The sequence below is a fragment of the Janthinobacterium kochi genome, assembly GCF_051380715.1.
Classification (GTDB): Bacteria; Pseudomonadota; Gammaproteobacteria; order Burkholderiales; family Burkholderiaceae_D; genus Janthinobacterium.
This window is the reverse complement of sequence record NZ_JBNYXO010000001.1, coordinates 29,867-41,576: the sequence shown is the minus strand read 5'-3', so window position 1 is coordinate 41,576 and position 11,710 is coordinate 29,867. Positions and strand designations below refer to the sequence as shown.

At 64.1% G+C, this 11,710-nt stretch carries 11 protein-coding genes; 9 read left to right on the top strand and 2 right to left on the bottom strand.

Annotated elements, in window-relative coordinates:
- The first annotated feature begins 90 nt into the window (after positions 1–90).
- The 6 genes from ACQ4WL_RS00155 to ACQ4WL_RS00130 all read left to right on the top strand — a co-directional run bounded on the left by ACQ4WL_RS00155 (position 91) and on the right by ACQ4WL_RS00130 (position 4,813).
- Positions 91–684 carry a hypothetical protein gene (locus ACQ4WL_RS00155; RefSeq protein ID WP_436507352.1) on the top strand — a complete coding sequence of 198 codons (594 nt, stop codon included), beginning with the start codon at positions 91–93 and terminating at the stop codon, positions 682–684.
- A 192-nt stretch (positions 685–876) separates the two neighbouring features.
- Positions 877–1,497: a hypothetical protein gene (locus ACQ4WL_RS00150; RefSeq protein WP_436507351.1), complete on the top strand. Its 621-nt coding sequence runs from the start codon at positions 877–879 to the stop codon at positions 1,495–1,497.
- Positions 1,498–1,658: 161 nt separating this feature from the next.
- Entirely contained in the window at positions 1,659–2,687 is a 1,029-nt protein-coding gene (locus tag ACQ4WL_RS00145) for an acyl-CoA dehydrogenase family protein (RefSeq protein WP_436507350.1), read from the top strand.
- A 1-nt stretch (position 2,688) separates the two neighbouring features.
- A complete protein-coding gene (locus tag ACQ4WL_RS00140) occupies positions 2,689–3,459 on the top strand; it encodes a PIG-L deacetylase family protein (RefSeq protein ID WP_436507348.1) in 771 nt (256 codons plus the stop codon).
- The gene (locus tag ACQ4WL_RS00135; protein WP_436507346.1) at positions 3,456–4,100 is read left to right on the top strand and encodes a class I SAM-dependent DNA methyltransferase; all 645 of its coding nucleotides are present in this window, start codon (positions 3,456–3,458) and stop codon (positions 4,098–4,100) included. The genes ACQ4WL_RS00140 and ACQ4WL_RS00135 overlap by 4 nt, the downstream gene beginning before the upstream one ends.
- On the top strand, positions 4,097–4,813 hold the full coding sequence (locus ACQ4WL_RS00130) for a glycosyltransferase family 2 protein (protein ID WP_436507344.1): 717 nt from the start codon (positions 4,097–4,099) through the stop codon (positions 4,811–4,813). The genes ACQ4WL_RS00135 and ACQ4WL_RS00130 overlap by 4 nt, the downstream gene beginning before the upstream one ends.
- A gap of 70 nt (positions 4,814–4,883) precedes the next feature.
- Here the strand turns inward: ACQ4WL_RS00130 and ACQ4WL_RS00125 are convergent, their stop codons facing one another.
- Positions 4,884–8,984, bottom strand: coding sequence for a putative Ig domain-containing protein (locus ACQ4WL_RS00125; protein WP_436507342.1), 4,101 nt, complete (start codon positions 8,982–8,984; stop codon positions 4,884–4,886).
- A gap of 592 nt (positions 8,985–9,576) precedes the next feature.
- On the opposite strand from ACQ4WL_RS00125, the gene ACQ4WL_RS00120 reads away from it, so the two are divergent.
- The 3 genes from ACQ4WL_RS00120 to ACQ4WL_RS00110 are packed head-to-tail and all read left to right on the top strand — an operon-like array spanning position 9,577 to position 11,246.
- A complete protein-coding gene (locus ACQ4WL_RS00120) occupies positions 9,577–10,110 on the top strand; it encodes a phage tail protein (RefSeq protein ID WP_436507340.1) in 534 nt (177 codons plus the stop codon).
- Between the two features lie 32 nt (positions 10,111–10,142).
- Positions 10,143–10,676, top strand: coding sequence for a phage tail protein (locus tag ACQ4WL_RS00115; protein WP_436507339.1), 534 nt, complete (start codon positions 10,143–10,145; stop codon positions 10,674–10,676).
- Positions 10,677–10,712: 36 nt separating this feature from the next.
- Complete coding sequence (locus ACQ4WL_RS00110) at positions 10,713–11,246, top strand: phage tail protein (RefSeq protein ID WP_436507337.1); 534 nt, start codon at positions 10,713–10,715, stop codon at positions 11,244–11,246.
- Positions 11,247–11,321: 75 nt separating this feature from the next.
- Here ACQ4WL_RS00110 and ACQ4WL_RS00105 read toward each other — a convergent pair whose 3' ends face one another.
- Complete coding sequence (locus ACQ4WL_RS00105) at positions 11,322–11,612, bottom strand: DUF6916 family protein (protein ID WP_436507336.1); 291 nt, start codon at positions 11,610–11,612, stop codon at positions 11,322–11,324.
- Positions 11,613–11,710: the final 98 nt, after the last annotated feature.

Genomic DNA, 11,710 nt, shown 5'->3' with positions numbered 1-11,710 from the left:
ATGGTGAGTTTTTCGTGAATTTCCATAGAGAAATATTTCGTATAATCTGGCGCGCCTCTGGCACGCCACTTTGCCGATTATTGGAAACACATGAAAAAAACCCTCGCTGCACTTACCTCTTCCACACTGCTGGCCGCTTGCGGCGGTGGTTCTTCCCCTCCTGCCGAACAAGCCGCAGCGCCCCTGGCCGTGTATGCGGGCAACTGGCAGACGCCCTGCCAGGACAAGGCGCTCGAGACAATGACCATCACCAGCAAAGCCGACGGCAGCCTGGAGATCGCCGACAAGATCGAGCACTTCGAGACCGCAGACTGCTCCGGCACGCCATTTGCCACCCAAAGCCCCACTGTCACCTCCACCGTTAGCTATGGCAGCACGGCCGAGGTGCAGGTCCAGCTCAACCCTGCTGGCACCACGAACGCCACCCGCATTGACAAAATCACCATCAGCAGTCCCGCTTATACGAGCGTCTTCACCGGCAAGGACCTGACCTATTCCGTCGAACTGGGGGAGCCGGCCTGGTGCATCACTCACCCGGACAAGCCGCGCTCCTGCGCCGCTGACGCGGGACAGGAGCCCGCCAGCACGCAAACGGGTGGCTTGTACCTGCAAGGCGACAAGCTGTATCTGCTCTTGCCAGATGCGGCCGTCTACACAACAAATTTTGTATTGACCCGCAAGTAAGCGAACTGCGCCAGATGCAGCCGCGCGGCGCATCTGGCATAACTGTCCACCTGATTCCGTATCGTCCTCTTGGGAAAGATATTGATCCAAATCAAGTCACTGATAGATTCGGTGAGAATTGTCCCCTGTCAATACTCCTATAATCAGGCCGCGTTGACGGCACGCACCGCTGCCGGATAAAAAGGACTCTGAATGAAAAAATTATTGGCAGTATTGGCCGGCTCGGCCGCAACACTCTTGACCGCCTGCGGTGGTGGCGGCAGCGGCACGACGCAGCAGCTTGCCGGCGACTCCGGCAGCACCTCGCCGCTGGCCGCGTATGTCGGCACCTGGCAGTCGGCCTGCGACAATCACGACCGCCAATTGCTCGTCATCGCGCTCAAGACCGACGGCAGCGGTTCGCTGGAACTGACGCCGACTGGCGAAACCTACTTCAAGGCCGATTGCTCCGGCCCCGTGGTCGCGACAGACCGCATGAGCACGACAATCACCGGCAAGCCGGATGGCTACGCCGACATGCAGATCAAGCTGGCGGAAAACGCCGCCGCAACGAGCTTGCGCGTCGACAAGATCACCTCATCGGTCCCGGCCTATACGTTCCAGAGGACCGGCGCCACCGTGAAAAATGTAATGATGGATGGCAAGAACAACTGGTGCGTCGACGTGGACAATGGCAGTTCCTGCATGCAGGACGACGGCATGCAAGCGGCACAAAGCATCCCCGGCGGCCTGTCCTTGCGCGGCAACGACCTGTACACGGTGATGCTGGACAAGGGCGTGTATGTGCTGGACATGCACTACGTGAAAAAGTAAGCGCCTGATCTGCTGCAGGGCCGCCCGGCCCTGCAGCTTGCCGCAGCCGTGCCATCGCGCCCACCGCTGCATAGACTTGAGGCCGTTAGCGAGTGTATGTGCAGAATCGAACATACATTGCGAAAACACAAAGCTATTCTGTTGAAAAACAGGAGCTTGTCATGTCGCCTAACACCTTTCCCCTGCCGTCCAACGCTGCACTGGCCGCCCTGCTGCAGCCACAGGACAGCGCTTTCCACCCGATCGAAGGCTTGCGGCGCCTGCGCGACGCGGGACTCGACCAACTGCCCCTGCCCGGTCACGGCGCCACCCTGCAGCGCTGGCAAATGCTGGCCGCCATCGCCGCCATCGACCTCTCCCTGCTCAAGCTGTATGAGGGCCATACCGATGCGCTGGCCATCCTGGCGGAAATCGACGGTCCCGGCGTGCCGGCCGGCAGCAGCTGGGGCGTATGGTGCGCGGACATGCCGGGCGCACGCGTGCAGATGCAGCAAGCGGCCGATGGCCGCTATGTGCTCGATGGCCGCAAGGCCTGGTGCTCCGGGGCGAATGGACTCAGCCATGCCTTGATCAGCTGCTGGAACAAGGACGGCCAGGCATGCCTGGCCTCCGTGGCCCTGTCGCAGCCGGGAGTGCACGTCACGGATGAAGGCTGGCAAGCGGTCGGCATGCTCGCCTGCGCCAGCGTCGACGTGACCTTTTCCGGCGCGCGGGCCTTTCCCGTGGGCGCTCCGGGTGCCTACCTGGAGCGCCCCGGCTTCTGGCATGGCGGCGCCGGCATCGCGGCCGCCTGGTATGGCGCGGCCTGCGCCGTCGCCAGCCACCTGCATGCGCGCGCGCAGCACGCCGCGCCCGATGCCGTGCGCCTGGCGCAACTGGGGCAGATCGACTGCGCGCTGCGCGCCGCCGGCGCGCTGCTGCGCGAAGGCGCCGCCGACATCGACGCACAGCCGCAGCGCGACGCCATGGGCCTGGCGCTGCGCCTGCGCCTGACGGTGGAAGACGCCGCCACCCTGGTCCTGCACCTGGCCACGCGTGCGCTGGGCGCCGGCCCCCTGTGCCGCGATGCCCGCTTCGCGCGCCTGGTGGCCGACCTGCCCGTCTTCCTGCGCCAGAGCCATGCCGAACGCGATCAGGCCGTGCTGGGCGGCATCGTCGCCGGCGCCGAAGACCATCCGTGGGCGCTTTGACATGCTGCCCCAATCCGATACGCATGCGCGCCGCATCGAAGGCAACGGCACGCCGGACCAGGAATGGCTATCCTGGCCGGGGCTGAACGACATCCCCGCCATCAGCGCTCACTTCCTGGTACCGCCAGGGATGCGCGCCGTCATCGTCGCGCCCCATCCCGACGATGAAATCCTCGCCTGCGGCGGCTTGCTGCAACTGCTGGCGGCGCAGGGCAGCCAATTGCTGTTCATCGCCGTCACCGATGGCGACGCCAGCCACCCGGACTCTCCCCTCTGGCCGCAGGAACGCTTGCGCCAGGTGCGTCCGCAGGAATCCGCACAAGCGCTGGCCACGCTGGGATTGGCACCGCCCGCGTGGCTGCGCCTGCACCTGCCCGATGGCGGCGTGGCCGGCATGACGCCATACCTGAGCGCCACATTGGCAGCGCAGCTGCGTCCGGGCGACAGGGTCTTCACCACCTGGCGCCTGGACGGCCATCCGGACCATGACGCATGCGGCCGGGCCTGCGCTTTAGCTTGCGCGGCGAACGGCGCCACCCTGGTGGAAATGCCCGTCTGGGGCTGGCACTGGGCCGCGCCGGGCGACATACGCGTGCCGTGGCACCGCGCGCACCGCCTGCCATTGCCGCCCCCCATCCTGCAGCGCAAGCGCGCGGCCCTGCGCTGCTTCGCCAGCCAGATGCAAGACGACCCGTCGACGGGCCGCCCCGCCATCGTCGCCGGCGACGCCTTGCAACGCCTGCTACATGCCTGGGAGGTGTATTTTCTATGAACCCATCTTCCACGCCGGACGACCAGCGCGGCAGCTATTTCGAACAGCTGTACCGCCAGGATGCCGATCCGTGGCGGGTGCGCCAGCGCTGGTACGAAGAGCGCAAGCGCGCCCTGCTGCTGGCCAGCCTGCCACAGCGGCGCTACCGCCACGCGTATGAACCGGGCTGCGGCAATGGCGAGCTGACGGCCGAACTGGCGCAGCGCTGCGAGCGCGTGCTGGCGGCCGACCTCTCGGCCGAAGCGCTGGGGCTGGCGCAGCAGCGCCTGCTGGACGCCGGATGCGGCGGCAACGTCAGCCTCGCGCAGCACCGGCTGCCGCAGGACTGGCCGCGCATCCTGCCGGGCGCCGACAAGTTCGACCTGATCGTCCTGAGCGAGATCGCCTATTACCTGTCGGCGCAAGAGCTGGCGCGCGTGGTCGAACACAGCATCGCCAGCCTGGCGCCGGGCGGCAGCATCGTCCTGTGCCACTGGCGCGCGCCGTTCGCGCAGCGCATCGTCTCGACCGTGCGCGTACATGCGGCCTTCCAGGACGCGCCCGGCCTGCACCGCGTGCTGCGGCACGAAGAAACCGACTTCCTGCTGGGGATCTGGTCGAACGATACGCGCTCGGTGGCGCAGCGCGAGGGCTTCGCATGATCGGCGTGGTGGTGCCCGTGCATAACGAGGAGGCGTGCCTGGGCGCCTGCCTGGAAGCGTTGCGCCTTGCCGCCACCTGTCCCTTGCTGCAAGGCGAGGCGGTGTGCATCGTCGTCGTGCTCGATGCCTGCAGCGACCAGTCGCAGCGCATCGTGCTGGCGCATGCCATGCAGGCGGACCTGCGCTGGCGCCTGGACTGCATCGCCGTCAATGCGCAGAACGTGGGCACGGCGCGCGCCGCCGGCGCGCAGCAACTGCTGCAACGCGGCGCCCGCTGGCTGGCCTTTACGGATGCGGATACGCGCGTGTCGCCCTCCTGGCTGAGCACCCAGCTGGGTTTGAACGCCGATGCCGTCTGCGGCACGGTCGCGGTGGACGACTGGTCGCCGCACGGGTCCAGTGCCGCTGCCCTGCTCGCACACTTCGCCCGTACCTACACGGATGCCGATGGCCACCGCCACATCCATGGCGCCAACTTCGGCGTGCGCGCCAGCGCCTACCTGCGCGCCGGCGGCTTCGCGCCCTTGGCCTGCAGCGAAGACGTGGCCATGGTCGCCGCCCTGCAGGCGTGCGGCGCGCACATCGCCTGGAGCGCTGCGCCGCGCGTCACCACCAGCGCCCGCCGCCATGCCAGGGCACGGGGCGGCTTTGGCGATACCTTGCTTCAGGTGGCGGCGGCGCTGGAAGCGTCACCACGCCTGACGCTGACATAAGCCCAAAAAAAATCGCCGGACCGGTTTGTTCTCCGGTCCGGCGATCAGGTCTGGCCTGATGCTGATCTGATTATTTGAGCGGCATGGCGATACCGAACATTACCGACTGGGTACGCCCGCTATCGATATTCAGATTGCTGTTGTAGTCCAGCGTGATGGTCATGCCGTTCGACAGCAGCAGCTTCACGCCCAGCCCCGCCGTCCAGTTGCCCGTCTGCTGCGGCAAGGTGCGGATCACGTACACGGGACCGTCCGCCGCCAGGTCGGCATACGCCAGGCGCGCATCATCGGCGCCCTGGAACTGGTGGCGGTACTCAAGCCGCGCACGCGGGAACCACGTGCCCAGGCCACCCACGTACAAGCCCTCGGCCCGCATGCCCAGCGCGCCGATGCGCGAACGCACGGTTTGCTTGAAGTAGCTCAAGGCATTGATGCCCGCTGCCTTCTCCGTGTACGGATCGAGCTTGGCCGACATCAGTTCCACGCGGCCGTATGGCGACCACATCCAGGTCTCATGGCGCACTTCGATACCGCCGACGACTGCACCGAACACTTGCTTGCCGTCGCGCTCACCGGTGGCGAAACCGCTGCCATCGCTCAGGTAGCGCGACGCGTCGTATTGCAAGGTGCCATAGCCGAGCACGCCATCGAGGAAGACGCCCTTGCTTGGGCGCAGGCTGCCATACACGGCCGCCACGGCGCTGTCGGCCGTGCTGCGGCTGCCGTTCTGGCCCACATCGCTGCGGTCATGGCTGAAACCGGCACCCACACCCAGGGTCGCCAGGTCGCTGAGGCGGTAATCGCCACCCACGCTCACGCCATTGGTGCGGAAACGGAAGCCCGTATCGCGGCCATTCACATAGTGCTGGCCGAAATCGACCGCGCCACCGAGCCACAGCGACAAGGCCTGCTTCTGCGTGTCCGGCTTCTGCGGCATGTCCGGCAAGCCATTCGTGGCCTGGCTGACATCCGCACCGCCCGCCTGTTTGTCGCTACTGAAACCGGCATCGGTCTGGCGCAAGGCTGCCTTGCGCATGTAAGGCTTGACTGCCGAACCAAACACGCGGTCCGCTTCCTGCTCCTGCCAGCGTGCCAGTGCTGCCGTCGGGTTGCCGCTGTCGTTCGGCAGCGTCAGGCTCAGGCCGAAGCTGGAACGTCCCCAGCCATCGCCATGCAGGCTTTCCAGGCGCTGCGTGAAGTTCGACAACTGCGCGCTGGCGAAACGCCGCGCCGCATCGGCTTGCGCCGCCTGCAGGCCGATCACTTCCGGATCGACCGACGGATCGCGGCGCGCCGTCACGGTCACGTTGACCACGCCCGGTTTCGAGGTGGCGAAGGCATTGCTCAGGGTGTAGCTGACGACGGCCGCGCCGGCAAACTTGCCCGACGCCGCAAAGCTCAGCTGATACGACGGCTTGCCGGCCGTGCCCACGTCGCGCACCACCGCCTTGCCCGCCTCGGCCGGCGTGACGCTGAGCACATTGGCCGCCGTGAACGGTCCGCCCGTGGCGCCCGCCGTCAGGTCGACGGTCACCGTCAGGCCGGCCACCACCGTGGCGCTCTGGCTCGTCACCTGCGGCATCGGATTGACGCTAATCGTCGACGTCACCGGCGCCGAGATGCCGAACACATTCGACAGGGTGTAGCCGATGCTGATGTCGCCGCTGGTATTGATACCTGGCGTGTAGATGATATCCATGCCGCTGACCGTCGCCGTGCCGCTGGCTGGCTGCGTGGTGATGGCCACTGCCGTGAACGGGCCGCCGGTGGCGCCTTCCGTCACATGCAGGGTCACCGGCGTGCCGGCCAGTACCGTCGCCGTCTTGACGACAGGCACGGGCACCGGCTGCGGCGCTACCACCAGGCTGAATGTGGCCGGTGGCGATACGCCGCCTGCGCCTGTCAGCGTATAGCTGAAGCTATCCGGACCAAAATAATCCTTGTTTGGCGTATAGGTGACGATGAAGCGGGTAACAGCAGGAGCAGCAGCACCAACGCTGCGGGCCATGCTTGCCATGCGCGCCGAAGAAACGACATCGACCCGTCCATGGCTGGGCGGCGTGACGATGGTGACTGCCGTGATAGGGCTGCCATCTGCGGCATCAATGGTCAGGCTCACCTCCTGGTTGGCCGATGTCGCCGCCGTTTCATTGACAACGGGTGGCGGCGCCTGGTTCACCTGCAGGGTCAACGCCTGCTGCACCGTGAACTGGTGCGCGTCCGCCGCGCGTATCGTGAAAACGAAGCTGCCGAACGCGGTCGGTGTGCCACTCAGCACGCCGCTGGCAGCATTGAGCACCAGACCGGCAGGCAAGGCGCCGCTGCTGACCGAATACGCGTATGGCGCGACGCCACCGGCAGCCGTGAACTGCTGGCTGTAGGCGTCGCCGGCGCGGATCGCGGTCAGGCTGCCAGGCGCCAGACTCAGGGCCGGTGCCGCAATCGTCAGGGTATAGCTGTTGGTCGCGCTGAACGGCGCGCCCGTCCCCGTGCTGCTGTCGCTGGCGCGCAGGCTGAAGGTGAAGCTGCCTGCCACATTCGTCGTGCCCGACAATACCCCCGTGGCGGCATTCAGGCTCAGGCCGGCCGGCAGGCTGCCGCTGGCCACGCTATAGGTGTACGGCGCCGTACCGCCCGCTGCCGTCAGCGCTGCAGAGTAGGCCGCTTCCGCCGTCGGATTGGCCAGCGTGGCCGGCGTCAAGCTGACCGTGGCCGAAGAGACGACCAGGGTATAGCTTTGCGTGCCAGTAAACAAATGCGCATCGGCCGCTTGCACGGTCAAGGTAAAACTGCCGCCCGCCGTCGGCGTACCACTGAGCAAACCGCTGCTGCTCAGGGTGAGACCGGCAGGCAGGCTGCCGCTCGACACCGTGTAGGCATACGGAGCCACGCCGCCGCTGGCCGTCAATTGCTGGCTGTACGCAGTGGCGACGCTTGCCGCTGGCAAGGTGCTTGGCGTCACCGTGATCGTCGGCGAAGCCACGCTCACGGTGTAGCTGTTGGTCGCACTGAACGGCGCGCCCGTCCCCGTGCTGCTGTCGCTGGCGCGCAGGCTGAAGGTGAAGCTGCCCGCCACATTCGTCGTGCCGGACAATACCCCCGTGGCGGCATTCAGGCTCAGGCCGGCCGGCAGGCTGCCGCTGCTGACACTAAATGTGTATGGCGCCGTACCGCCCGCTGCCGTCAGCGTTGCTGTGTAGACCGCTTCCGCCGTCGGATTGGCCAGCGTGGCCGGCGTCAGGCTGACCGTGGCCGAAGAGACGACCACGGTATAGCTTTGCGTGCCAGTAAACAAATGCGCATCGGCCGCTTGCACGGTCAAGGTGAAACTGCCGCCCGCCGTCGGCGTACCACTGAGCAAACCACTGCTGCTCAGGGTAAGGCCGGCAGGCAGGCTGCCGCTCGACACCGTGTAGGCATACGGAGCCACACCGCCATTGGCCGTCAATTGCTGGCTGTACGCGGTGGCCACGCTTGCCGCTGGCAAGGTGCTTGGCGTCACCGTGATCGTCGGCGAAGCCACGCTCACGGTGTAGCTGTTGGTCGCACTGAACGGCGCGCCCGTCCCCGTGCTGCTGTCGCTGGCGCTCAGGCTGAAGGTGAAGCTGCCCGCCACATTCGTCGTGCCCGACAGCACACCGGTGGCCGTATTCAGGCTCAGGCCGGCAGGCAGGCTGCCACTGCTGACACTGAATGTGTATGGCGCCGTGCCGCCTGCTGCCGTCAGCGCTGCAGAGTAGGCCGCTTCCGCCGTCGGATTGGCCAGCGTGGCCGGCGTCAGGCTGACCGTAGGCGTGCCCACCGTGATCGTCACGGTAGCTGCCGCCGAGGTGCCGCCGCCATTGCTGGCCGTGTAGGTGAAGCTGTCTTGCCCGGAATAACCTGCCGTCGGCGTGTAAGTGATGCTGGTGCCGCTGGCCGTCGCCGTGCCATGCGCGGCGGCGGACGCCACCGCCACCGACGTCGCCGCGCCGCCGCTCAGGCTCAAGGTGATCGGATTGGGACCGCTGCCGTAAGCCACCGTGGCACTGACGGCGCCGGCAACTGGGGGACTGGGCAATATCGTGACGTTATAGACAATGGGGTTCAGGCTATCGTCACCGACAGTAAAGGTATCAAAGGTGGCATTGTCGCTCGCTCTATTTACATAGTGCACGATATTCGTGCTCACCGGATCCTCGATTATGTCACCATGCAACGGCGCAACCTGTATCGGCATCAGACCCCAAGTACAAGGATTGGGATTATAGTCCTCCAGAACAAACCCCCCTGACACAATGGTGATGTTGACTGGGTTCTGGCAACTAGTGGCGGCAACGGCATGATGCGACCACGACGACATCAGGATAAACAGCACGGCCACCGCCACGCGCATCAGCCAGGGCGGCAAGAGCGCGGCACGCGACGCGGGGCACCTGTCGGAAGTCCAGAAATCCACACCACTGACAGGGGACGGGCAACTCAATTTGCGGAGATTTGGAAACATCATTTTCCTTCGATACATTTTTTGGATGAGGAAAGTCTGGACCAGGCCCTGCGCCATCACGGCCACCGTTTACGTGGATTTCAGCCACCGCCGGCGGGTCTGAAAAGGATTCCCAATTTTATTGACGCTTGCTTTGCATCAACGTATGCTACTACGAGTAGCAAATAAAGCAACTAAAAAGTGTTGCTAAAAAGAGATATATTAATGTAAAACAATTACCGCCAATAAAAGTATTATTCTGTGTTCCATTTAACAACAGTTATGGGGAGATAATGCGATGTCTGAAGTCTTTGTAGGCCAAATCATGATGGCTGGTTTTGGCTTCACACCAAAGGGATTTGCGGCTTGTAGTGGCCAAATCATGTCCATCCAGCAGAATGCCGCTCTGTTTTCCCTGCTGGGCACCCAGTACGGCGGCAACGGGCAAACGACCTTTGCCTTGCCCGACTTGCGCAGCCGCACGCCTTTCGGTTCAGGAGCCTCTGCCGACGGGAACTGGCAACCAGCCCCACTCGTCCAGGGCACGCCGGCCGGTTCGGAAACTGTCACCTTGCTAGCCACCCAGCTTCCAATGCACAACCATGCGGCCAGCGCGCTGGCGCCCCCGGGATCGGTCAAGAATCCCGCTGGCGCACTGTATGCCAGCAGCGGGACCGAATCGATTTATGTCGCCGCATCAGGACCGCAGGTGGCGCTGGCGCAGCAGACGCTTGGCAGCGTTGGCGGCAATGGCCCGCATAACAATATGCAGCCCTTCCGCGTCATCAATTTCAACATTGCCTTGTATGGTGTTTTCCCCTCGCGTAACTAAACCGCATCCCACTTTGTTAACGGAGAACATCCATGTCCCAATGTTATGTAGGTGAAATTCGCCAGTTTGCCTTTCCACGCATCCCCACCGGGTGGTTTGCCTGCGACGGCAGCCTCAAACCTATTGCTGAATATGAAGTGTTGTTCATGCTGATCGGCACTACCTATGGTGGCGATGGCCAGGTCACTTTTGGCGTGCCGGATTTACGGGGTCAGTTGCCTTTGCATCAGGGGCAGGGACCGGGCTTAACGGCGCGCATTCTCGGCGAAAGCGGTGGCAGCGAACAAGTCACCTTAACAACAGCACAGATTCCCCAGCATATTCACACCTATTTCGCCACCAACGCCACCGCCACTGCCGCAACACCGGGGCCGACGCTGGCGCTGGGGGCTGCCACCAACAGCGACAATATGTACGCGACCAGTGCAACGGGGGCCCTGCCGTCGGTGCTGTCGGGCGTCGCCTGCGGCCTGCGTGGTAGCAACCTTCCCCATGACAACGTCATGCCAACGGTGGCTGTGTCATTTTGCATTGCCTATGAAGGGGTCTTCCCTACGCAGCAGTAATGACGGCAGTCCACCCGACTTCACAGGAGAAAAATCGTGGCATCACCATTCCTTGGCGAGATTCAGATCTTCGGTTTCAACTATCCACCAGTAAGCTGGGCACTGTGCAACGGCGCCACCTTGTCGCTGACCCAAAACACCGCCCTGTACGCACTGATCGGCACCACCTACGGCGGCAATGGCACCACCACCTTCCAGCTCCCCAACCTGGTCGGGCGCTCCGCCTGCAGCCAGGGTATGGGACCAGGCCTGTCGCCACGTGACATCGGCACGCCCTTTGGCAGCGCTGGCGTGACGCTGACGACGGATGAATTGCCGGCGCACAGGCATGGCATGACGGTCAACCGCCAGCCCACGGCCAGCCTTCAAAGCAATGTCCCGGTGGCAAACGCCCTGCTGCTGGCACCGGGCAAGACGATAGCCATGACGGTCAGCATCACTCCCGATACCTCGCTGGCGCCCAACGTCATTGGCTTTACCGGTGGCAACCAACCGCACGAAAACCGCCAGCCTTTGCTGGGATTGAACTATTGCATTGCATTGCAGGGAGAATTTCCCCGTTTCGATTGAACGCAGCGGGATAGGGAGAGAGGCAGGCGCACAGTCTGCCTCACCGATAAGCGCGCCAGCAACTGGCGCGCACGCCTAATTGAACACGGCCTGATACAGGAAGCCGTGGTTATCGCGCGCCACCGGCACCAGGAAAATCCCCACTTCGCCGAAAGCATCATGCTGCAGCTGGAAAATTTTCTGGTTGAAGAGGATGGCGGACGAGTTGCGAAAAAGCAGGCTGAACGGCGAACGCAGCGCCCCCTGCAAGGTCGATGCCGGCAGCGGTCTCGCCTCCACCAGGATGAACGGCGCATTGCCGTCGCTGACCGAAACAAACGTGTCATTCAGGCGCGGGGCAAAATGCTCGAGGGTCAGTATATCCATGGTGCATTTCCGTTTTGATAGAGACAGGACAGTGACTTATTCTAAATGAATCATTATTACATTGAAACTCTTTTAATGCGGGAGCCGCAAGCAGGCGG